25 protein-coding genes are annotated in these 19,986 nt (G+C 71.2%); 9 read left to right on the top strand and 16 right to left on the bottom strand.

Annotated elements, in window-relative coordinates:
- Positions 1–85: 85 nt before the first annotated feature.
- From ABT095_RS13285 to ABT095_RS13260, 6 genes are all read right to left on the bottom strand, one after another.
- Complete coding sequence (locus ABT095_RS13285) at positions 86–499, bottom strand: PIN domain-containing protein (RefSeq protein ID WP_350529470.1); 414 nt, start codon at positions 497–499, stop codon at positions 86–88.
- Positions 481–765, bottom strand: coding sequence for a hypothetical protein (locus ABT095_RS13280; protein WP_350529469.1), 285 nt, complete (start codon positions 763–765; stop codon positions 481–483). The genes ABT095_RS13285 and ABT095_RS13280 overlap by 19 nt, the downstream gene beginning before the upstream one ends.
- A 319-nt stretch (positions 766–1,084) precedes the next feature.
- Complete coding sequence (locus ABT095_RS13275; protein ID WP_350529468.1) at positions 1,085–1,645, bottom strand: dihydrofolate reductase family protein; 561 nt, start codon at positions 1,643–1,645, stop codon at positions 1,085–1,087.
- A 56-nt stretch (positions 1,646–1,701) separates the two neighbouring features.
- On the bottom strand, positions 1,702–2,856 hold the full coding sequence (locus tag ABT095_RS13270; RefSeq protein ID WP_350529467.1) for a sigma-70 family RNA polymerase sigma factor: 1,155 nt from the start codon (positions 2,854–2,856) through the stop codon (positions 1,702–1,704).
- A complete protein-coding gene (locus ABT095_RS13265) occupies positions 2,771–3,745 on the bottom strand; it encodes an RNA polymerase subunit sigma-70 (RefSeq protein WP_350529466.1) in 975 nt (324 codons plus the stop codon). Before ABT095_RS13265 ends, ABT095_RS13270 begins: the two co-directional genes overlap by 86 nt.
- A 68-nt stretch (positions 3,746–3,813) precedes the next feature.
- Positions 3,814–4,554, bottom strand: coding sequence for an SDR family oxidoreductase (locus ABT095_RS13260; protein ID WP_350529465.1), 741 nt, complete (start codon positions 4,552–4,554; stop codon positions 3,814–3,816).
- 138 nt (positions 4,555–4,692) lie between these two features.
- On the opposite strand from ABT095_RS13260, the gene ABT095_RS13255 reads away from it, so the two are divergent.
- On the top strand, positions 4,693–5,409 hold the full coding sequence (locus ABT095_RS13255) for a DUF5994 family protein (RefSeq protein WP_350529464.1): 717 nt from the start codon (positions 4,693–4,695) through the stop codon (positions 5,407–5,409).
- On the opposite strand, the gene ABT095_RS13250 is transcribed toward ABT095_RS13255, so the two are convergent.
- The 4 genes from ABT095_RS13250 to ABT095_RS13235 form a co-directional block, all read right to left on the bottom strand.
- Positions 5,336–5,587 (bottom strand): hypothetical protein, encoded by a 252-nt coding sequence (locus tag ABT095_RS13250; protein WP_350529476.1) that lies wholly within the window; start codon positions 5,585–5,587, stop codon positions 5,336–5,338. The genes ABT095_RS13255 and ABT095_RS13250 overlap by 74 nt on opposite strands.
- A 147-nt stretch (positions 5,588–5,734) precedes the next feature.
- On the bottom strand, positions 5,735–5,980 hold the full coding sequence (locus tag ABT095_RS13245; protein ID WP_350529463.1) for a hypothetical protein: 246 nt from the start codon (positions 5,978–5,980) through the stop codon (positions 5,735–5,737).
- A 173-nt stretch (positions 5,981–6,153) separates the two neighbouring features.
- Positions 6,154–7,359, bottom strand: coding sequence for a PP2C family protein-serine/threonine phosphatase (locus ABT095_RS13240; protein ID WP_350529462.1), 1,206 nt, complete (start codon positions 7,357–7,359; stop codon positions 6,154–6,156).
- Between the two features lie 463 nt (positions 7,360–7,822).
- The gene (locus tag ABT095_RS13235) at positions 7,823–8,191 is read right to left on the bottom strand and encodes a CBS domain-containing protein (RefSeq protein WP_350529461.1); all 369 of its coding nucleotides are present in this window, start codon (positions 8,189–8,191) and stop codon (positions 7,823–7,825) included.
- 313 nt (positions 8,192–8,504) lie between these two features.
- On the opposite strand from ABT095_RS13235, the gene ABT095_RS13230 reads away from it, so the two are divergent.
- Entirely contained in the window at positions 8,505–8,954 is a 450-nt protein-coding gene (locus ABT095_RS13230; RefSeq protein ID WP_350529460.1) for a DUF5994 family protein, read from the top strand.
- A gap of 192 nt (positions 8,955–9,146) precedes the next feature.
- Positions 9,147–9,626 carry a DUF5994 family protein gene (locus ABT095_RS13225; RefSeq protein WP_350529459.1) on the top strand — a complete coding sequence of 160 codons (480 nt, stop codon included), beginning with the start codon at positions 9,147–9,149 and terminating at the stop codon, positions 9,624–9,626.
- A 93-nt stretch (positions 9,627–9,719) separates the two neighbouring features.
- On the opposite strand, the gene ABT095_RS13220 is transcribed toward ABT095_RS13225, so the two are convergent.
- Positions 9,720–10,694, bottom strand: a complete 975-nt coding sequence (locus ABT095_RS13220; protein ID WP_350529458.1) for a helix-turn-helix transcriptional regulator — start codon at positions 10,692–10,694, stop codon at positions 9,720–9,722.
- Positions 10,695–10,980: 286 nt separating this feature from the next.
- Here ABT095_RS13220 and ABT095_RS13215 point away from each other — a divergent pair, with 286 nt between their 5' ends.
- The 3 genes from ABT095_RS13215 (at position 10,981) to ABT095_RS13205 (ending at position 13,548) form a co-directional block, all read left to right on the top strand.
- The gene (locus tag ABT095_RS13215) at positions 10,981–11,169 is read left to right on the top strand and encodes a hypothetical protein (RefSeq protein ID WP_350529457.1); all 189 of its coding nucleotides are present in this window, start codon (positions 10,981–10,983) and stop codon (positions 11,167–11,169) included.
- On the top strand, positions 11,157–11,498 hold the full coding sequence (locus ABT095_RS13210; protein WP_350529456.1) for a hypothetical protein: 342 nt from the start codon (positions 11,157–11,159) through the stop codon (positions 11,496–11,498). Before ABT095_RS13215 ends, ABT095_RS13210 begins: the two co-directional genes overlap by 13 nt.
- Before the next feature lie 286 nt (positions 11,499–11,784).
- A complete protein-coding gene (locus ABT095_RS13205) occupies positions 11,785–13,548 on the top strand; it encodes an FG-GAP-like repeat-containing protein (protein ID WP_350529455.1) in 1,764 nt (587 codons plus the stop codon).
- Between the two features lie 139 nt (positions 13,549–13,687).
- Here ABT095_RS13205 and ABT095_RS13200 read toward each other — a convergent pair whose 3' ends face one another.
- The 3 genes from ABT095_RS13200 to ABT095_RS13190 are packed head-to-tail and all read right to left on the bottom strand — an operon-like array spanning position 13,688 to position 15,253.
- Positions 13,688–14,287 carry a cation efflux transmembrane domain-containing protein gene (locus ABT095_RS13200; protein WP_350529454.1) on the bottom strand — a complete coding sequence of 200 codons (600 nt, stop codon included), beginning with the start codon at positions 14,285–14,287 and terminating at the stop codon, positions 13,688–13,690.
- Positions 14,284–14,571, bottom strand: a complete 288-nt coding sequence (locus ABT095_RS13195) for a hypothetical protein (RefSeq protein ID WP_350529453.1) — start codon at positions 14,569–14,571, stop codon at positions 14,284–14,286. Before ABT095_RS13195 ends, ABT095_RS13200 begins: the two co-directional genes overlap by 4 nt.
- Before the next feature lie 4 nt (positions 14,572–14,575).
- Positions 14,576–15,253, bottom strand: a complete 678-nt coding sequence (locus tag ABT095_RS13190; RefSeq protein WP_350529452.1) for a DUF998 domain-containing protein — start codon at positions 15,251–15,253, stop codon at positions 14,576–14,578.
- A 147-nt stretch (positions 15,254–15,400) separates the two neighbouring features.
- On the opposite strand from ABT095_RS13190, the gene ABT095_RS13185 reads away from it, so the two are divergent.
- From ABT095_RS13185 to ABT095_RS13175, 3 genes are all read left to right on the top strand, one after another.
- Positions 15,401–16,021: a TetR/AcrR family transcriptional regulator gene (locus ABT095_RS13185; protein WP_350529451.1), complete on the top strand. Its 621-nt coding sequence runs from the start codon at positions 15,401–15,403 to the stop codon at positions 16,019–16,021.
- A 100-nt stretch (positions 16,022–16,121) separates the two neighbouring features.
- Positions 16,122–16,958 carry an alpha/beta fold hydrolase gene (locus ABT095_RS13180; protein WP_350529450.1) on the top strand — a complete coding sequence of 279 codons (837 nt, stop codon included), beginning with the start codon at positions 16,122–16,124 and terminating at the stop codon, positions 16,956–16,958.
- A gap of 235 nt (positions 16,959–17,193) precedes the next feature.
- Positions 17,194–18,765 carry an FG-GAP repeat domain-containing protein gene (locus tag ABT095_RS13175; protein WP_350529449.1) on the top strand — a complete coding sequence of 524 codons (1,572 nt, stop codon included), beginning with the start codon at positions 17,194–17,196 and terminating at the stop codon, positions 18,763–18,765.
- Between the two features lie 90 nt (positions 18,766–18,855).
- On the opposite strand, the gene ABT095_RS13170 is transcribed toward ABT095_RS13175, so the two are convergent.
- Both ABT095_RS13170 and ABT095_RS13165 read right to left on the bottom strand, forming a co-directional pair.
- A complete protein-coding gene (locus tag ABT095_RS13170) occupies positions 18,856–19,317 on the bottom strand; it encodes an SRPBCC family protein (protein WP_350529448.1) in 462 nt (153 codons plus the stop codon).
- Positions 19,318–19,430: 113 nt separating this feature from the next.
- On the bottom strand, positions 19,431–19,985 hold the full coding sequence (locus ABT095_RS13165) for a thiol-disulfide oxidoreductase DCC family protein (RefSeq protein WP_350529447.1): 555 nt from the start codon (positions 19,983–19,985) through the stop codon (positions 19,431–19,433).
- Position 19,986: the final 1 nt, after the last annotated feature.

The following is a 19,986-nucleotide window of genomic DNA, read 5'->3' as shown; positions in this document are numbered from 1 at the left end:
CGTGAACGTCCTGTGGGCCCTCATACGCGACCGGAGGTGCTACCAAGTCACACTCCCGGCGGCCGAGACGGCTTGACAAGCGACATTAGGAAGCCACGAGCCGTACGCGATCGCCGCAGAGTTTGGTCATGTCGTCGATGTCCGACGTCAGCAGGACGACCGGTCGCTGCTGCCGCACTGCCATCTCGGCCACTGCCGCGTCGATCGCGTACTTGTGGCCGTGGAGACCTGCGGCGATCAGCATCGCGGAAGCTGCTCGGGCCTCCTCATCCCCCACGGGCACGATCCGCAGTCCAGAGAGAATCCACCGGAGGCGAGCCTGGTCGGTACGGCTGTGCACGGCTTCGATGATGGTCAGAGCACTGATCACCACCTCCATGCCGCGTTTCCGCGCCTCCCCGACCAGCGCGACAGCGGGCTCGTGGTCGTTGAGCAGCTTGGACAGACCCTCGGAGTCGAGCACCAGCGTGCCCTCGTGGCTTAGCTTGCGACGGGCCATCCGCCCTCCTCGGCGAACACCTCGTCGAAGACCTGCCGCGCGCGATCCTGCTCGGCTGCCGAGACCGGCCCCTTCCGACGTTCATAGTCGGCCAGGTACTCGTCCAGGATCTGACCGCGCAACTCCCGCTCGACGGCCGCGGTGATGAACGCCGAAAACTCGCGCTTGCCCACGCGTTGGCGGATAGCGTCGGCCGTGCCTTCGGGCAGGGAGAGGCTGACCCTGATGGCCGGCCCCTCGCCGATGCTGTAGGACATCTCAGTCATGGGAACGAGATTATCAAAGAAGTAGGAATGTTGCTCCTGCTCTGGTTCGCCAGTCGGCGTGGTTGCAGTTCTGGTTGCACTCACCTCCGTCCGGCGCCATCCGCAGCTCGTGGAGCCGACCGCTCAGCGGTCGGGGCCCTCGTCGTTCAAGTCTCATCTGTAGTCCCGACGACCGGCTACGGAGATCCCGGCTGTCCGCCACGGCATCTTCGGCGACCGGTCGACTGGGCTTCACCCCGCTCGGGCGCAGACGACTACCGGCCGCCGTCACTCCTCGGCTTCGGGTGCAAGGTAGTCACGGAGCAGGGGCGGACGGCCGTCAGCGGGCGGCAGCTCTGCGGTAGCGGGTGAGGACGAGGGCGCCGACCTGCTCCACTGACAGGCACTCCAAGGTCGTGTGCGGGCCGTCGGCCGGGAAGAGCCTCTGGCCGGCGCCGAGGACGGTGGGGAAGGTCATCAGCCGGTACTCGTCGACCAGGTCCTCGGCCATCAGCTGGCGCACGATGCCGAGGCTGCCCATCACGACCACGTCGCGGTCCTCGCGCTTGACGGCCTCGACGAGATCGCCGTCGAGGGGCTGGGAGTTCACCCAGGCCGAGGTGTCGGTCAGGGTACGGGTGGCGACCAGCTTCGGGACGGCGTTCATCTGCGCGGCGAACGGGCCCTCACGGTGCGGCCAGAGGTTCGAGAACTGCTGCCAGGTCCCCCGCCCCTGCAGCAGGACCGCCTTCTCCAGCGTGCTCCCGATCCGGAACTTGTCGCCGTCGATCTCCTCACGGCCGAACCGGAACATCCAGCCGCCCTCCGGCGTGCCCGCAGAGCCGTCGGGGTCGGACACGACCCCGTCCACGGTGGTGAACGCGATGACGATGACGCTCATGACGAGTCTCCTTCGGTGTGGTGTTCACCAGTACGTACCGGCGACACCGCCCGGACTCATCGCTCCCGGCGCAGCTTTTCGGAAGAAATCCGCGAGGGAAGGCCGAAGACCTGCATCAGTCGTGGATCGGCAAAGACCACGTTGTGCGTGATGCGGCCACCGTGGACGGTGAAGACCTGCAGACTGTGGAGTCGGAAGGCGTCCTCTGTCTCCGCCTCGGGCAGGTACGCGGCGAGCGCGGGCTGGCCGTTGGCGGTGAGCTGCCGGGTGACCCAGCCTCGGCCGCGCGTCTCGAACACCCAGTCCATGAACCGGCCGTAGTCCTGACGGCCGAGGTACCACAGCGGGACGGGCGGCATCTCGAGGATCGCGTCCTCGGCCAACAGTCGTACAAGGGCAGGGACATCGGCCGCCTCGAAGGCGCGGGCGTAGCGCCGGACCACCTCGCGCGCCTCGGGATCGTCCGGCTCGGTGAGTTCGGTGAGCTCGGTGCGCCCACCGGCGACGGCGAGGGTGACGCGGGCGCGCTGCAGGGTGCTGTTGACGGCCGCGACCGTGGTCTCCAACTGGCCGGCGACCTCTGCGGCGGTGAACCCGAGCACCTCACGCAGCACGAGTACGGCCCGCTGTCGTGCCGGCAGCAGTTGAACCGCCGCCACCCAGGCGAGTCGCAGGTCGGCGCGCTTCTCCAGATCGAAGCGGGCGTCGGGGAACGGCTCCAGCCAGGGAATGTCCGGGGCCGGCACGAGTGGCACCCTCGGGTCCTCACCAGGCGCGCCGAGACCGGACGGCAGCGGACGCCGCGCGCGGCCTTCCAGCGCGGTCAGGCACACGTTGGTCGCGATCCGGTACAGCCAGGTCCGCACCGAAGCCCGGTCCGGGTCGTACCGGTCCCGCGCCTTCCATGCGCGCAGCAGCGACTCCTGCACCTGGTCCTCGGCGTCCTGGTAGGAGCCCAGCATCCGGTAGCAGTACGCCGTCAGTTCACCCCGGTACGGCTCGAAGTCCACCGGTCCATCATGCCGGACCCCGGCGGCGGAAGCTCTGGTCCGGGCCGACGGTCTCGAGCGGGCCCGGACAGCGCGGCCCCGAGACCTGCAAGCCCGGAGGCGCGCGTCCGTGGGCTCAGCGGGCTCGCGGGGCGCGGGTGCGGAGGTCGGGGGCGAAGGCCGGCACCAGGGTCGGGTCGTTGAAGGCGGTGATCCGGGCAATGCCGTCCCCGCGCAGGGTCAGGACCTGGATGCCGTAGGGCTCGTACCGGCCGTCGCCCGCGTGGCGGTCGACGACGAGGGCAGGCTGGCCGTTGGCGCGGGTGGGTGTCATCCGCCACAGGTCCGGTCGCAGGACGCGGGCGGACAGGAAGCCGAGGACGGCCCGGCGGCCGGTGAACCAGGTCGGGGTCGGCGGCATCTCCAACTCGACGTCGGCCCGCAGCAGTTTGACCAGCGCGGCGGGGTCGGCGCGGGTGAAGGCGTCGACGTAGTCGTCGAGGAGGCCGCGCCGGATCCCCTCATCGGGCTCGACCAGGTCGTCCGCGACCGGTCCGGCGTCGGCCAGGCGGGCGCGGGCGCGGCGGAGCGCGCTGTCCACGGCCGCGATGGTCGTGTCCAGCATCTCGGCGACCTCGGCTGTCCGGAACCCCAGTACGTCGCGCAGGGTCAGCACGGCGCGCTGGCGGGCGGACAGATACTGGAGCGCGGCGATGAAGGCGAGGCGAACGCCCGTCCGCGCGGCCACGACCGTCGCCGGGTCGTCGGCGCCGAAGAGAGCGTCCGGCGCCGGCTGGAGCCACTCCACCGTCGGCTCGCGGGGTGCCACCGTCACCCGGTGGTCGTCCGAGGGCGCGCCCAGCCCTGACGGCAGGGGCCTGCGCTTGCGGGTCTCCAGTGCCGTCAAGCAGGCCGTGGTGGCGATCCGGTACAGCCACCGCCGCACCGAGGAACGGCCCTCGAAGCCGTCGAACCCACGCCACGCCCGAAGGTAGGTCTCCTGTACCAGGTCCTCGGCATCGTGGATCGAGCCGAGGATCCGGTAGCAGTACGCGAGCAGTTCCGGCCGGAACTGCTCGGTCAGGGCGGAGAACTGGCTGTTCGACGGCATCGCTGAGCCTCCTGGGAGTGCGGCGGGCCAACTGTAGGCGGGGGTGGGCGGCAGGGCGTGGCGGCGGCTCAGCCGATCGGGCTCAGACCTTCGCCACCGAGCTGGTACTCCGGACCGCTGTCCGGGTTCCCGGCGAGCTCCACAACGGCCTTGCCGACCTGCTCCAGGGTGAGGATCGGCTGCCGCCCCGCTACGAAGGTCTCCCGGTCGACGCCCATCCGCGCGGCGTAGCCCGTGACCGCGACGTCGCCCACCCCTCCGACCGGGGTCATGTCCGGCAGCACCGTGACGAACCGGATCCCCAGCCCGGCCCGGCCCGACTCCTCGGCACCGTACTGGCGCAGGTACCGGATGGCAGCCTTGGCGCCGGCGTACCCGCCGCTGAGCGGGGAACCGGCCAGAGCGGCCCCGCTGGACATCGACAGGACCAGGCTGCCCGGCGCCAACGGCTCCCGCAGCGCCGCCCCGGTCCAGGTGAACACGTGCCGGGTGTCGACCTCCCAGTTGCGACTGAAGGTCTCCCAGGTCTGCTCCTGCACGGGTGCCATGTGCGGCGTGGCCCCGGCATTGAGGACGAGCAGACCCGGGCGGTGCCTGCGGATCACCTCCGCGGCGAGCGCATCGTCGGTGGCGTCGGCGGCAACGGGCGTGAAGCACTCGCCGAGCGCGTCATGGACGCCGCGCAGCTCCTGCCCGTCGCGGGCGATACCGATGACGTGAGTCCCCCGGGCGACGAGCGCGGCGGCGATCGCGCGCCCGAATCCGCGGCTGGCGCCAGTGACGGCGGCGGTCTGAACGGGATCTGACATCAGAGACTCCACAGTGCTGGTCGGGTGCGGTACCTATCCAGACCAGCGGCGGGCGAAAAAACCGTCGCCCTCACGGAAAGATCTTCTGGCGCATCGAGGCCGTGCACCCTTCACGGTGTCCGGGCCACGGCCAGGCCCATGCTCGGCCAGGCGAACGGGCCGCGCTGGTGCGAGGTGGCACCGATCACGGTCCGCTCGGCGGGCCAGGAGCGGGCCAGGAGCGGGCCAGGAGCGGGCCAGGAGCGGGCCAGGAGCGGGCCAGGAGCGGGCCAGGAAGGGGCGGAGCCCGATGCCGGTGACCAGCCCCTCGCGCCTGCGGATCCCTCCTGCTGGCCGGTCATCCCACAACGAGTCCCCGTCGCCGGCCACACCAGTCACGTGGGCCGGTTCGCCAGCGAGCAGGACCAGCACGTGATCATGGTGTGCTCGTACGCTCCGCGTCGGCTGAATCGGCTGGTCGTCCCGCCGCGGACGGAAGCCGACGACGCCGCCCGGCTGATGGCCGAAGCCGCTGATCCTACAAACGCCCGAACAGCGAGCGAGCTGCTCGCCGCAGCAGCGGGCAGTGACAGCGCGGCGCCGGAGTTCTCCTCCGCATTCCTGCCCACCACCTTCACTCTCCCGAGGGCCTTGACGAGACCGGCCTGCGAGCGGAACTCGCCCGGAGCCGGGCCGTCTCCTGGCCGACATCCGCGTAGCCGAAGGACAGTTGTCGAAGGACGGGCAGTCGCAGGACGGGCAGTCGCAGGACAGCAGCGCCCCGCACGGTCGAGCCGGGCGGTCACTCGCGTGACCACTCCGTCTCGGCCCCGGGCTCTCCGACCGCATCGGCCCCCTCCCACAGGCGGACCCTGACGGCCCGGGGGCCGGGGGCCGGGTGGGAGAGCGTGCGCACGAACACGTCCCGCAGGTGGTTGGCCGCCTGCTGGGGCGGTCCGTCGTACCCCAGTGGATTCGCCATGGACGTGCCGTCCTGCCGGGACCAGTGGCCGTCGTCGTCCTGGGTCTCGAGGACCCACCGGTAGCACCGCATCGTGGCCTCCTGTGACAACGATCCTGCTCGGGACACCGACCGTACGGTGCTGTTTCTCCTCGTCATGGCGGCCGACGCCCCACCCTCTGAAGTCACCCGGTCCCGGCACGACGCGCCGTCGGTCACCGCTGCCGACCGTCGGGCGGATCAGTACTCCGAGCCGCTGCGCAGGTAGGTACCGGCCACCTGGAGCCAGGCCCCCGGGCCGAAACAGACCTCGACCCGGTGCGGGGTGTCCTCGAAGACCCGCAGGACGCGCAGCGTGCCGCTCTGATGCAGGTCGTATTCGAAGGCGCCACTGGCCTCGTCGTCCTCGTACTGCAGGTCCAACGGCCCCTTCGACGGCTCTGCCGGCGCGCGGGCCTCGGCCGAGAGTTTCACGTAGACGGACATCTCGCCGCCCCGCCTTTCCTGTCTGCCCGACGTCCCCGCCGGCACGGAGCCAGCCCGTTGCGTGACGGCCGCTCCTCGGGGTGGCGGCTCGGGCCGCCCCGACAACCCCACGGTACTCCGGCCGGTGCCGGCTGCCTTGGCCGGTCAGGGAGCCGCAGCGGGTGCTCCGCGGCTCAGCGCCACTCGATCAGGAACAGGGTGGCATCGTCACTCGTGTGCCCGCCCCGCTTCTCCTTGAGGACGTGGGAGAGCGCCCGGACCACAGCCCGCACCCCGGGGTGCGAACGCTCGACGCGGTTCACCCATTCGATGAGCTGGTCCTCCCCGAACTGCTCCCCGCCGGGCTCGCGCTCCTCGACCAGTCCGTCGGTGAAGCACAGGACCCGGTCGCCGTGCCGCAGCACCCGCTCACTGATCACCGGCTCCTCACCGCCGAACCCGACCGGCAGCGTGGTCTCGCTCGCCAGGCGCTCCACCACGACATGATCGCGGATCAGCAGCGGTGCGGGATGCCCGGCGTTGACCCACTGCAGCCGTCCGGTCCCGGTGTCCAGCCGCATCATCTGCGCGGTGACGAAGTGGTCGGGCCCGAACTGCTCGGCGACGGCCCGGTCCATGAACGCATAGATCTCGGCCAGCCCGATATCGGCACGCCGGGCGTGCCGGTACGCGCCGATGGCCACGGTCGCCATGGTCGCGGCATCCAGGCCGTGGCCCATCGCGTCGATCGTGACCACGTGCAGGAGACCGTCGTTGAGCGCGTAGTCGAAGCTGTCACCCGCCACCTGGTACGCCGGTTCGAGGATGCCCGCCACCGCGACCTGGGGGACGGCCATCGAGAGCGGCGGCAGCAGCGACCACTGGATCTCGGCGGCCACGCTCATGGGTTCGAGGCGCCGGGCCTGGAAGACACGGTCGGTGTAGGCGCTCTTGGTGACCAGCAGATCGGCGACCAGGGCGGCGACACGCCGTAGCCACCGCCGACCGTCGTCGTCCATGTCGCCCATGGTGAGGGCCATCACCCCGACCTCGTCACCGCCGTCCAGCAGTGGCAGGTACACCCGCACCCCGTCGGCCTGGGGCACCTCCACGGGGACGCCTCGCAGAAAGGCCGCACCGGCGGGAGTGCCGTCGATCGGCACCGGTTCCCCGGCGACCAGGCCGTGCCCCGGCAAGGGCACCAGGGCCAGCTGGCCGTAGTCCTGCAGCAGGAGCGCCGGGTCACGACCGCCGCACCTGCTCACCACGTCGGCGACCAGCGGCGCGATCAGGTGGGGCGGAATCTCGTGGGCCTGGTCGAGCAGCGCGCCCAGCAGGCGTTCACCGTGGCCCTCCGACCGATCCGGCCCCGGTTCTGCGAGCCACTGCTCACCACCCATCCGTGCTCACCGCCACTGCCCTCCCCGTCGCGTGCGATCGACCCCGGCCCAGCCGCCTCGGGCGCTCCGCGTGACTCGCCGGGCCGGTACTTCCATTACGCCCGACAGCGGCGCATCATGCCCCTTGGTCACGCTCCTCCCCGCCGGGGCGCCCACCGGCACGCTCCCGCTCCGACTGAGCAAAGCCCCTGCCGTGGTCGCGATTCCGGTTGCATTCATCGTCGTCCGGCACCGTTCACCGCCAAACTGACGGGATGCTCCACCACAGGTCAGGACCCCTGCGGCCGTCCCCGGACGGTCGGACGAACAGGTGGAAGGCCGGTTGGAACAAACCCTCACGAGTTCGGATCTCGTATCCTCCGCCTCGATCGAAGGCCCGGACTGCTGCGAAGCGGTCCGGGCCTTCGTCGTCCTGCGGTCTCCGCCGGCCGACTCTCAAGAGTCGGGGAGACCGCTGACGGCTTCACGGTGTCCGGGCCACGGCCAGGAGGTCTGCAGCACGGTCCGCTGTGAGCACGCCGAGGAGGAATCCGTCCTCGTCGACGACGGGCCAGACCGTCTGGTGCCTGATCCGCATCGCGACCGCGGCCAGGGCCAGGCCCATGGTCGGCCAGGCGAACGGGCCGCGCTGGTGCGAGGTGGCACCGATCACGGTCCGCTCGGCGGGCCAGGAGCGGGTCAGGAAGGGGCGGAGCCCGATGCCGGTGACCAGCCCCTCGCACCTGCCGTCCTGGTCACGGACGAGCAGGTAGTCGACCCCGGTCGTGCGAAAGATGTCGTCGGCCCGGTCGACAGTGCTCTCCTCGGCTATCTGGTACTCGCAGGGCTCCATGGCGTCGGCAACCGTGAGGCCGTGGCCGCGCCGTGCCGTCCGCGGAGAAAGAGCAGTCACGGTGCTCACCGATTCCCGTCTCCGGCCTGCTGATCGGGCAAGCCAGGAGGTTCTCATCCAGAACGAAGCCGGCATGGGGACCGGGATACGGGAAGCCCTGGATGCCTTCGAGGCTACTCCTGCGGCGGAGGGCTGTTCACGGACCGCCGCGGAGTACCGTTGAAGACAACCGAGGACATTTCGCATACCGGTATCAGCACCGGTGTCGCCCTGGGCATGACGGGTCCCTCGTGGACCGGACGGGCGGCTCCTGATGATGCCGATCCCTCTCCCCACCCCCTCCTCCCCCGGGCCTTGGTCCGTGCCCGACGCGCCCCTGTTGCCGCGCCTCGCACTGGAACCGACGATGGCGCGGAACGGGATGTTCGACGGTGCCTGGTGGCCCCGCTCGGACTACGTCCTCGCCGAACTCCCGGACTTGATCACCGCACTCGCCGCCCACTTCGGGCGCATCGTCCGGGTCGGCCTGGAGACCTCCGCCTGGCACGGCGTGCCCAGGGAAGTCGCGGCGAACGGCCTGGCGATCAGGATCAACTGGTTCACCGGCAGCGACGCGACGATCAGCGTGACCCGCGGCTTCCAGGACCACTTCCTCCTCCTGGTGGTCCCACCGGGCACCGACCCGGACAAGGCCGCCTCGGCGATGGCCGATGCCGCCACGACCGGCAACAGCAGCCCGGCAGCGGAACTCCTGCTCGGCTGACGTGCCATGCAGCCGGGCTGTCCCTGACCTCTCGTCCGTGCGGCGGAGCCGGGCACACCGGGCACCGCCCGGGGAGTAGCCTGGGGATCACCGAAGGTTCTTCGTGCGTCGGCACAGGACACTGGCGCCGTCTCCGGCGAAGGACAGTGCCGGGATCTGACCCCGATCAGGCCCGGGGGCAGGCTCCGGGCCATGACTGCCATCCCCGATCGTGCGGCAACGACGGCTTCCGGTCCCCTGCTGCGGCTCTCCTTGGCCCCCGACTACCGGCGGACCGGGCGGCTGCACGGAGCGTGGTGGCCCCGGTCGGGTGACCTTCTCCTCGAAATCCCCGTCCTGGCCGCCGAGATCGACGACCGGTGGGGCCGGGTCACCCGAGTCACCGTCAACCCTGCCCGGTGGCCGGTCATCCCGAGACGGATACCGGTCGCGGGCCGCATCGTCCACGCAGGCTGGTTCACCGCCGAGCAGGACCAGCACGTGATCATGCTGTGCTCGTACGCTCCACGCCGGCTGAACCTGCTGGTCGTCCCGCCGCAGACGGACGTCGACGACGCCACCTGGCTGATGACCGAAGCAGCCGATCCCACGAACGCCAGGACCGCGAGCGAGCTGCTCGCTGCAGCGGCAGGCAGCGACGCGGCAGGGCCGGAGTCCCCCTTCCAGGTGTAGAACTGCTGGACATTGGCGGCGGGAACTTGCAGAGAATCGGCTGCCCGCACTGGCCCTGCGGATTCGCCCGGCCAGATCCGGGCTCGCCTCCGATCAGAGCCAACCCCGCTTGGCGGCCTTGAGACCGGCTTCGAAGCGGCTGGTGGCTTCCAGGCGGTTCATGAGGTCTTCCATGCGGCGTCTGACGGTGCGCAGGGAGATGCCGAGGCGGTTGGCGGCGGCCTGGTCGGTGATGCCGGAGGCGACCATTTTGAGGAGTTCGAGTTCGGCGGGGGTGGGGGTGTCCTGGCCGGGCTCGGCAGCCTTGGGGGTGTCGAGGTCGGTGGCGGTGTGCCAGGTCTGCTCGAAGAGGGCGAACAGGCTTGCCAGTACTCCGGGTTCGCGGAGCAGGGCGGCGCCGCGGGTGGAGTCCTGGGGTTCGATGGGGACGACGGCGATGGCGCGGTCGATCAGGATCATGCGGGGTGGGACGAGGGGTGTGGTGCGGATCCGCACGCCGAGGTCCTGCAGCCAGTGGGCGTAGTTCAGGTTGAGCCGGTCGGCGCGCATGCTGTCCTGGTAGATGCAGCGCAGTTCCAGGCCGCGGGCAGCGAGGTCCTGGTTGACCGGTCGGGCCGCAGCCAGTGACGCGGCCGTCTGGGGGCCGCCGGGCAGGATGTTGAGCACCTCGGTGGCCGCAGCGGTCATCAGCTCTTCCAGCCGGTCCTGGACCGCGTCCATGCCGAGCAGCCGTTCGATGCCTGCCTGGCCGGTGGGCGGAGTGCGGGCGTCCCGCGCCAGGCGACTGCTCAGGGCGTTCCGGTTGACCTCGAGCTGGGCGCGGCGGGCTTCCAGCTCGGCGGCCTGGCGCTCGATCAGGATCGCCATCGCCCGCTGCTCACTGACCGGCCGCAGCATGCCGGTCTGCTCGCGGGAGGCCCGCAGCAGGGCGAGGTCGCCGAGGAGATCAAGGCCGTCGCGCACCTGGTGTTCGGTCAGCAGTGTGGCGTCGGCGAGTTCGGCCACGCCGACGCCGGGAAAGGCGAGCATCGCCCGGTAGACGCGTTCCGCCGCAGGATCCAGCCCCATCGCGGACAGCACCATTGCTTCCCCCGTAACCGTGTGCATCCCCCAGTGCAGAACAGCCGTGACGATCATGCCAGGCACGCGGCGGCCGTGGCCAGAGGATTCAACTGCCGATGGGCCCGATGGACACATGGTGCCAGGCCACTCAGTGCCATTCGGCGGAGCTTCCGGGGTGCCCCGTGCTGCGGCCAGACTCTTGTTCAGCAGCCGGGGAGACCGACAGACCGGCGCAGTCCGGTTCCGGGACGGCCCGGAGCACACCACCGCCATGCCGAACGGGGATACCGCCATGCCTTCTCACGCCCGCACCGCTCTGCGTGTCGCAGCCCTCGCCCTGGCAGTCGGCGCGGCGGTGTCCTGCGCGGTGGGCGCGCCCACCGCGCAAGGCCGGTCGTCCGCGCTCCCGAACGGCACGATCACCACGGTCCAGGGCGCCGCGGCACCCCACGGCCTGCCCTGCCCGGCGTGCTGGGACTGATCGCCATGGAGATCGTCCTCATCCGCCTGAACCCCGGCCGCGGCCCGGACCCCGGCCACCGGGCCGCGGCCGACGCCGTCCTGCCCGCGGTCGTGGCGGACATCGTGTGGGCCAACGCCGTCCCGGACGACGAGCTGGAACACATCCGGGCCCGGCCCGGCCCGCGCCCCGGCTCCATCGACCTGGCGCTGTTCCACCGCCACGCCGGCCCTCGCCCGCCCGAGACCTCGCTGCGTGTGGCCCGCCGGGCGATCACCGCCTCACCCCTGCTGGCCGGCTGGGCGGCCGAGCCTTGCACTCAGGCTTCACCGGTCACCCTCGAGGACTGATCCGACCCACCGGAGGGTGCGGAGCCCACACCGGCCGCGGCTCCGTCCTGTCCCGTCGGGCTCGTGCGAGGCCTCACCGGTCCCGTCAGCCTCGTCCTGCCCGCACCGGACCTCCGACTCGGACTTCCCCCAACACCGTTGATCCACGCCCTCCACCGGGAGCGACGGATCCCGTTGTCGCCCGACACACCCGTACGCCCCGGCGCCGGCCCTCGCGCGGCCGCACCGTCTTCGAGCACACGTCAACACGTCAACAGGCCCAGAGCCAGATCCAGGGAGATCCCGCATGTCCGCCAAGGCCCGTGTCCACCGCATCAAGCCTGCTCGTCGCCTGCTGTCCTCAACGCTGCTCGCCACCGCAGTGGTTGCAGGCTTCGTCTCGCCGATGCTGGGTGCCACCGCCGCGCACGCGGTCGGCTCGTACGGCAACGCGAGCCTTGCCGACAAGGCGCTGACCTACGTGGGCGGTTCGGGTACTGCGGCCTGCGCCGACGCGCACCAGGGCGGCGGCGACCAGTGCAAGCAGTTCGTCAACTGCATCGTCTACATGGTCAGCGGCGGCTCGCAGTGGCCGGTCGACCCCAACGGCAACTACCAGCAGAGCTACCTCGACGCCGGCGGTGTGGCGGTGACCGCAGCGAACGCGGTCAAGGGCGACATCATCCAGGAAGGCACCTACGACGGTGACCACCTGCACACCGCGATCGTCGTCGCCAACAACCACAACGGCAGCTTCGACGTGGTCGACTCCAACTACGTCGCGGCGGGCATGGTCGGCCACCACACCTGGACTCCGCCCTCCGGCGAGGTCATCGGCTACTACCGGATGGGAACCGTCATCCCGGCCGGCTTCAACGTCGCCATCGACGCCAACGGAGCCGCCCTCACCTCCGGCCAGAAGCTGAGCGGAACGATCAACCTCACGGCCATGGCCAGCTCGCAGGGCATCATCAACTCGCTCACCTACAGCATTACGGGCCCCAACGGGTACTCCACCACGATCAACGGCGGCAGCGGCGCCACCAACTACGCCCAGAGCTGGAACACCGCCGGGCTCGTACCCGGCAGCTACAGCATCTCGGTGACGGCCAACGAGATCGACGACCAGAACCACACCTACCCCGCAACTCCCATCCCCTTCACCGTCGTCTCCCGCAACCGCGTCGACTTCAACGGTGACGGGAAGACGGACCTGCTCTCGATCGACGGCAACGGCCGGACCGAGGTGTGGCTGGGCAACGGCAACGGCACCATCAACCAGACCCCGGTGGTCGGCGGAAACGGCTGGGACCAGCTGCCGAACATGGTCACAGGTGACTTCGACGGTGACGGCAAGACCGACATCGAGGCCACGGCCACCACCGGCAACCTGTACTTCTACAAGGGCAACGGCGACGGAACGTTCCAGAACGGCGCACAGGTCGGCTTCGGCTGGCAGGGCTACACGCACCTGGTCACCGGCGACTTCTTCGGGGACGGAAAGCTCGGACTCGCGGCCATCAGCCAGGACGGCTACCTGCACATCTACGACGGCAACGGCACCGGCGGCTTCGGCACCTCCTACAGCTACGGCCCCGGCTGGAACGTCATGAGCAAGCTGCTCGCCGGCGACTTCAACGGTGACGGGAAGACGGACCTGCTCTCGATCGACGGCAACGGCCGGACCGAGGTGTGGCTGGGCAACGGCAACGGCACCATCAACCAGACCCCGGTGGTCGGCGGAAACGGCTGGGACCAGCTGCCGAACATGGTCACAGGTGACTTCGACGGTGACGGCAAGACCGACATCGAGGCCACGGCCACCACCGGCAACCTGTACTTCTACAAGGGCAACGGCGACGGAACGTTCCAGAACGGCGCACAGGTCGGCTTCGGCTGGCAGGGCTACACGCACCTGGTCACCGGCGACTTCTTCGGGGACGGAAAGCTCGGACTCGCGGCCATCAGCCAGGACGGCTACCTGCACATCTACGACGGCAACGGCACCGGCGGCTTCGGCACCTCCTACAGCTACGGCCCCGGCTGGAACGTCATGAGCAACCTGTACTGATCTGCTGACGGCCCTTCACCGGCCGGCACTCCGGCAGGCCGTCCAGGCCCGAACACCTTCGCGTCCCGCGGCTCCCGCTCGGAGCCGCGGGACGCGGCGTTCCATGCAGTGAGTTCCGTCCGGAAGCCGCCCAGCGGGTTCAGTGCTCGCCGGAGAAGATCTCCTTCGTCTCGCGCAGCGCGTAGTACACGAGGACGTAGCCGGCGGCCGGGTCGGCCCACCACCAGCCGAGGGTGGCGTTGAGGACCAGGCCCACGAGGACGGCGGCGGCGAGCAGCCCGTCGACCATGGTGACGCGGCCCTCGGTCTTGAGGACCGGATTGTCCAGCGCCGCACCGGTGCGGGCCTTGCCCGCCGCCAGGGCGAACATCACCGCGGCGGTCACGGCCGTCCAGCCGATGCCCAGCGTCGAGTGGTGCGGACGGAAACCGGTGGCCAGCACCACGGTGGACTGCACAAGCAGGTACACGGCGAGCGCCGCGAAGGCGCCACCGATCAGCTTCAGCGCGCGGCGCCGGCGGCCCTCGCCGGTACCGGACAGCTCCCAGATCACCACGGTGGAGGCGCCGATCTCGATCAGGGAGTCCAGGCCGAAGCCGGCCAGCGCTACCGAGCGGGCGGAGACGGCGGCGATGGCCAGCACCGCGATGCCGACGACGTTCCAGCCGAGCGTGGTGTACTCCAGCGCGAAGCCGCGGCGGAGCAGAGCCTGACGGGGGATCTCGTTCGATGTGGTCACGGCGCGATCCTGCCAGGCCCACCACTGATCATCGCGTTCGGCGTCGACACCGTCCCGCCCTGACCGCCCGACCGGACCGGCAACCGGTCCTCAGGCACAGGTTCACCGTCGAAGACATCCCTGGCCGCCGCGCGGAACGCCCTCGATCCGGTGCCGCTGCGATCACAGCTCAACGCGACGATGCAGCCGAGAAGTGCCGGCGCGGCAGGCAGGGACTTCCCCTGCACGAGCCGAATGACCTGCCGCATCGAGATCTCGGAAGACGGCACCGTCTCCCACGGCACCGACTCAGCCTTGGGGCTGCTGCGGGGCGGGGCGGGTCAGGCGGGCGGTGACGGCGGTGAGTCCGAGCAGGCCGAGTGCTGCTCCTGCCGTGAAGGCGGCCACCGTGGTGGCGGAGGCGGCGAAGCCGGCGAGGACTCCTACCGGCAGCAGGCGGGCCGCGAGTGCCCAGCCGCGCTGTCGGCGGGCGGCGAAGTGCCGGGCGAGTACGAGGAACGATGCGCACAGCGCGAGGTAGCCGACCGTACCGCTGAGCATGTGGACGGTGCCGTGGGCGCTCAGTGAGGCGACCCGGTCCTCGGGGGCGCCGGCGGGGAACCCGGCGCCCGGGTCGGCGCGGAAGACCCCGGCGAGCAGGAACGAGGCGCCGAACGCGCCGATCAGCCGGGGTGCCCAGGTGCCACCTGGTGCGTCGTGCAGTGCCCGGCGTACCGCGATCGCTCCGCCGATGGTCAGCAGGCCGGTGAGCAGGAAGACGGTCACCTGGATCCAGCCGTAGGCGCCGAGGCTGAGCTGGCTGAGGGCGTTGCGGGTGAAGTCGAACCCGTCGCGGGTCAGGCCCTGGGCCAGACCCGCCGCGAGGAAGAGCGGGCCTGCCGCAATGCCGGCGGCCGGCAGGAACCGTGGCATCGCGCGGGACGGTGTCGCGTCGGTGGCGGCCGAGGGGTTGAGCGTCAAAGACATGCGAGGACTCTCCTGATCGTGCCTGATCGTGGGCAGCAGTCGCGGCGGGGACGGTCAGTTTTCCCCCTTGGCGCGTCCCGTTTGGAACTGGACGGTACAGTACCCATGGAGAAACTAGACTGTCCAGTACTCACCAGGAGGCGATGCATGGACATCAACGGACAGGGCCGCTCGGCCCGCAAGCACCAGGCGATCATGGAGGCCGCGACCGCGGTGTTCATGGAGAAGGGCTACGCGGGCACCAGCATGGACGACATCGCGAGGCTGGCCGCGGTGTCCAAGCAGACCGTCTACAAGCACTTCTCCGACAAGGAGAAGCTCTTCTCCGCCATCGTCCTCGCCACCACCGACCGGATCGACTCCACGATCGACCTGCTGGCCGGCGGCCCGATCGACGCCGCCGACCTGGAGGAGAACCTGACCAGGCTCGCCCGCCGGTTCCTGACCGCCCTCACCCACCCCGAGGTGATCCAGCTGCGGCGCCTGATCATCGCCAACGCCGACATCTTCCCCGACCTGGGCACCGAGTGGTACGAACGAGGCTTCGAACGGGGGCTCGCCACGCTGGCGGCGACCTTCCAGCGCCTGGCCGACCAGGGGCTGCTCCGGATCGACGACGCACTCCTGGCCGCGAACCACTTCTCCGGCCTGCTGCTGTGGATCCCGGTGAACAAGGCCATGTTCACCGGCCGTTCCCAGCACACCGAGGCCGACCTCGACCGCTACGCCGCCGCCGGTGCCCGAGTCTTCCTCGCCGCCTATCGCTGAGCCGCCCACCACTGAGCCGCCCACCACTGAGCCGCCCACCACTGACCACCGCGCCGGCCGATCCGCACCAGCCGATCCGCCCGACCCGGAAAGAGGCCGAATGACCTGGTCCGCACGTGCCGTGGAACGTGACGGCGTCCGCCTGTCCTGCCGCGACTGGGGCGGCTCGGGGCCGCCCGTCGTCCTGCTGCACGGACTCGCCGGGCATGTCGGCGAATGGGACGCCCTCGCCCGGGCCCTGAGCCCGAGTCACCGGGTCGTCGCCGTCGACCAGCGCGGCCACGGCGCCAGCGAACGCCGCCCGGGCGACGTGAGCCGCGCCGCCTACGTCGCCGACGTCGTCGCCGTCCTCGAGCAGCTCGACCTGCACCGACCCGTCCTGGTGGGGCAGTCCCTGGGCGGCCACACCGCCATGCTCACCGCCGCCGCGCACCCCGACCTCGTACGCGCACTCGTGCTGGTCGAGGCCGGCCCCGGCGGCCCGAGCCCGAACGTGCAGGCCGAGATCGGCGGATGGCTCGACGCATGGCCGACTCCGTTCCCGTCGCGGGCAGCCGCCGCCGGCTTCCTCGGCGGCGGCCCGGTCGGCGAGGGCTGGGCCGCCGGGCTCGAGCAACGCGGCGACGGCTGGTGGCCGCGCTTCGACCGGGACGTCATGGTCGATTCGCTGGCCGAGAACGCCCAACGCTCGTTCTGGGACGAGTGGGTGAGGATCACCTGCCCGGTCCTGGTCGTCCTGGGCCAGTCCGGGATCATCCCGCCCCAGGAGTCCGAGGCCATGCTCCGGCGAGAGGCTGCGACGGCAGCCGTGAGCGTCCCCGGCGCGGGGCACGACGTCCACCTGGAGCGCCCCGACGTACTGCAGCGCCTGCTCGAGGGATTCCTGGCGGAGGTCACCCGGCGCCCGACCGAAGGTGCCGTCGGTGTCAGTGGCTGACCGTGCGTGGTTTCCCCTGGCTGCCGCACCGCTGAGCCACCGTCACCGGCGGGCGCTCCCCGGCTCGAAATTCCGTGCGAGAACGACCTGTTGAGGACTAACGTGGGGCCGTTCGGGGCCGACCGGCCCCCGTCAGAGAGCGATGCCGTACGTGTCCTCTTCCTCTTCCTCTTCCTCTTCCTCTTCCACGCGTCATTGCACCCGTAAGGCGGCGGCCTCGGCGGCCGTCGGCGTGGTGCTGATCGCCGTTGGTGCAGCCCAGCCCGCCTCCGCCCAGCCCGCCAGGGCCGGCGCTCCCTCGGTGAGCTCGCCGACCACCTCGCCCGCGAGCGTGTGCGCGGGCGGCACCGTCCTGGGCGACGGCGACGTCACCTTCCGCGCCCGGGTGGACGGCCAGGCCGGCACGATGCCGACCGCCGAGTTCCGCCTGGCCCGGGCCGACCAGCCGGAGACGGCGGTCAAGAGCGGCTCCCTGAGCGTGCCCTCGGGTCAGGACGCGGTGATGCGAGTGCCCGCCGCGACCTTCGAGGGCTCCGCCGGCGGCCGGATCACCGACTTCGTCTGGCAGTTCCGCGCCGAGGCCGACGGCAGCAAGAGCAAGTGGACGCCGACCTGCCGGTTCTCCTTCGACCCGACCCGGCAGGGTGCCCCGGTCGTCGCGGCGCCGAGCGGCGCGGTGATCGGCAAGGCGGTCACCGTGACCGTGGCGCCGCCCGCCGACGGTTCGGTGCCGGTCGCCTACTCGTACCAGCTGAACTCCGGTGCCCCGGTGCAGATCCCGGCGACCGGCGGCCGCGCGGTGATCACGCTGACGCCCGACCGGGCCGTCAACTCGCTCTCGGTCACCAGCCTCTCCCCCGGCGGCAACTTCGGCGGCCAGACGCAGATCTCCTTCACGGCCACCGCGCCGCCGCCGGACCTGACCACCGCCGACCTGACCGGCGACGGCATACCCGACCTGGTGACGGTCGGCGGGAAGAACGGCCTGCCCTCGGGCATCTGGCTGGCCCCCGGCACCGGCGACGGGCACTTCGGCCCGGCCGTGAACATCGGCGCGGCGGGCCCGGGTTTCAACGCCGGCCCCACCCCGTCCGACTACGACGGTGCGGTCGCCATCACCGGGCGGTTCACCGGCGGGTCCTTCCAGGACACGCTGTTCTACTACCCGGGCGGCATCCGGGCCGGGTACGTGGGGGTGCGCGGCGGCGATGGCAAGGGCGGCGCGCTGCCTGCCGGCGGGCCGTACAGCTGGCTCAACGACTGGTCCGGCAACTACCCCTCGCAGGTCGCCGAGGCCGGAGCGATCTCCGGCCGCAACACCGGCTTCCCGGATCTGCTGGGCATCGCACCGGACGGTTCCGGCGGCACCGCGCTCTCGCTCTACCCGGCGGGGTGGGTCACCGACTCGTTCGACATGCCGACCGCGCTGAACGTCCGGACCCCGGACGGCGGCACCGACTGGAACGACTGGACGATCGCCTCCACCGAGATCGCGGCCCCGGGCGGCGGCACCGGCACGGCGCTGTTCCTGTGGAAGAAGTCCACCGGTGAGCTCGACCTGTGGAAGGACCTGGCCGCAGACCCGAGCACCGGCGCCCTGACCTACCACGCCTTCCCGGTCGCCACCGGGTGGAACACCGGCGCCGACGTCGACCTCCAGGCCGCCGACATCAACTCCGACGGCACCCCGGACCTGTGGACCGTCGGCGCGGGCGGCCAGGTCACCGCCAACCTGTTCAGCAACCTGTCCGCCACCGGGCCGGCCGGCCTGACCCAAGTCCGGAGCACCCTCTCGGTCTCCGGCTGAGCACCTGCGGCTGAGCCCGCGCCTCCGGCCGGGGCGGATCCGTCCGCCCCGGCCGGAGGCGTCCAGCCGGAGGAGTTCAACCGGAGGAGTTCAACCGGAGGCGTCCAGCCGCCGGGCCAGGACTCGGGCCCGTTCGGCCTGCACCGCCCCGGCCTTGCCGGCTGCGTAGCGGAGCAGGCCGAACGGCGCGCGCAGGTGGAGAGTGTCCGTCACCAGGCACCCGCCGTCCGGGCGGGCGGCCACCTCGAAGCGGTAGTCCATCCGCACCCCGCCCGGGCTGACCACCTCGCCGCTGACCGTCGCTTCCCCGGGCAGCCGGTCGTCCTCGGTGCGCAGGGTGACCTGAATGACGTTGTCGTGCCGGACCACGCCGAGGAAGCGGAAGCGCTCGACGGCCACGTAGTGCGTCACGCCGTCCTCGCGCCGTACGTCCCGTACGTCGACGAGCAGCGGGGAGAGCCCGATGTAGTTCGCGGGCTCCGCCAGATGCGCGAGCACGGTGGCGGGCGCCGCCCCGATCTCGTAACGGTGACTCAGTTCAGTGCTGCGCACACCCAACCCCCCTGTCCGGTCCGGCTTCCTGCTGGTCGAAGCCGACCGCCGCACCATCCTGCCGCCTGCGCCGGGCCACCGGTAGGCCCGCCGGCCCGCGGCGGCCACCGGGGTCACACCGCCGGAGCGCCGGGGACGGTGCAGGCGCCCTCGCACGGGGCGGGCGACGGGTAGGACAGCCCGGCCCAGTCGACCTCCGGGAGCCGGCCGGCGCCGGTCACCTGGCGATACTTGCTGGCGGCGAAGGCCGCGGCGCGGGCCAGCGGCAGGCCTGCCGGGGTGGCGAGGCGGTGGGCCAGCGGCCGGTGCTCGGCCAGTGCCCACAGGCAGGCGACGAAGGCCTGAGCCCCGCGCCACACCTCGCCGGTGTCGGCGACCACGGTGATCTCGCCGAGCGCGGCCTGGTGGTCGAGCCCCGGGAACCGCTCCCGGGCCTCGGCCGACGCCACGGCGACGAACTCCAGCGGGATGAGCTGCGCACTGCCCCGCAGCCAGCCGGTCAGATGCCGGCAGAGCAGGCAGGCGGGGTCGTGCAGCACGGTGAGCCGGCGGACGGGCGGCGGCCCGTCCGAGTGCTCGGCCAGGTCCGAGGCCTGATCCGAGGTCAGGTTCGAGGCCAGGTCCGAGGTCTGATCCGAGGCCTGATCCGAGGTCAGGTCCGAGGCCATG

It is taken from the genome of Kitasatospora sp. NPDC002227, from assembly GCF_040296285.1.
GTDB lineage: Bacteria > Actinomycetota > Actinomycetes > Streptomycetales > Streptomycetaceae > Kitasatospora.
The sequence above is the reverse complement of the archived record's forward strand: the minus strand, read 5'-3'. Positions and strand labels throughout refer to the sequence as shown.

Excerpts from the sequence above, each read along its gene's own strand:
- ABT095_RS13285 (WP_350529470.1), bottom strand. The coding sequence starts at position 499 with ATGGCCCGTCGCAAGCTAAGCCACGAGGGCACGCTGGTGCTCGACTCC.
- ABT095_RS13280 (WP_350529469.1), bottom strand. The coding sequence starts at position 765 with ATGACTGAGATGTCCTACAGCATCGGCGAGGGGCCGGCCATCAGGGTC.
- ABT095_RS13275 (WP_350529468.1), bottom strand. The coding sequence starts at position 1,645 with ATGAGCGTCATCGTCATCGCGTTCACCACCGTGGACGGGGTCGTGTCC.
- ABT095_RS13265 (WP_350529466.1), bottom strand. The coding sequence starts at position 3,745 with ATGCCGTCGAACAGCCAGTTCTCCGCCCTGACCGAGCAGTTCCGGCCG.
- ABT095_RS13260 (WP_350529465.1), bottom strand. The coding sequence starts at position 4,554 with ATGTCAGATCCCGTTCAGACCGCCGCCGTCACTGGCGCCAGCCGCGGA.
- ABT095_RS13255 (WP_350529464.1), top strand. The coding sequence starts at position 4,693 with ATGCTCGGCCAGGCGAACGGGCCGCGCTGGTGCGAGGTGGCACCGATC.
- ABT095_RS13250 (WP_350529476.1), bottom strand. The coding sequence starts at position 5,587 with ATGCGGTGCTACCGGTGGGTCCTCGAGACCCAGGACGACGACGGCCAC.
- ABT095_RS13245 (WP_350529463.1), bottom strand. The coding sequence starts at position 5,980 with ATGTCCGTCTACGTGAAACTCTCGGCCGAGGCCCGCGCGCCGGCAGAG.
- ABT095_RS13240 (WP_350529462.1), bottom strand. The coding sequence starts at position 7,359 with ATGGGTGGTGAGCAGTGGCTCGCAGAACCGGGGCCGGATCGGTCGGAG.
- ABT095_RS13235 (WP_350529461.1), bottom strand. The coding sequence starts at position 8,191 with ATGGAGCCCTGCGAGTACCAGATAGCCGAGGAGAGCACTGTCGACCGG.
- ABT095_RS13230 (WP_350529460.1), top strand. The coding sequence starts at position 8,505 with ATGATGCCGATCCCTCTCCCCACCCCCTCCTCCCCCGGGCCTTGGTCC.
- ABT095_RS13225 (WP_350529459.1), top strand. The coding sequence starts at position 9,147 with ATGACTGCCATCCCCGATCGTGCGGCAACGACGGCTTCCGGTCCCCTG.
- ABT095_RS13220 (WP_350529458.1), bottom strand. The coding sequence starts at position 10,694 with ATGGGGCTGGATCCTGCGGCGGAACGCGTCTACCGGGCGATGCTCGCC.
- ABT095_RS13215 (WP_350529457.1), top strand. The coding sequence starts at position 10,981 with ATGCCTTCTCACGCCCGCACCGCTCTGCGTGTCGCAGCCCTCGCCCTG.
- ABT095_RS13205 (WP_350529455.1), top strand. The coding sequence starts at position 11,785 with ATGTCCGCCAAGGCCCGTGTCCACCGCATCAAGCCTGCTCGTCGCCTG.
- ABT095_RS13190 (WP_350529452.1), bottom strand. The coding sequence starts at position 15,253 with ATGTCTTTGACGCTCAACCCCTCGGCCGCCACCGACGCGACACCGTCC.
- ABT095_RS13185 (WP_350529451.1), top strand. The coding sequence starts at position 15,401 with ATGGACATCAACGGACAGGGCCGCTCGGCCCGCAAGCACCAGGCGATC.
- ABT095_RS13180 (WP_350529450.1), top strand. The coding sequence starts at position 16,122 with ATGACCTGGTCCGCACGTGCCGTGGAACGTGACGGCGTCCGCCTGTCC.
- ABT095_RS13165 (WP_350529447.1), bottom strand. The coding sequence starts at position 19,985 with ATGGCCTCGGACCTGACCTCGGATCAGGCCTCGGATCAGACCTCGGAC.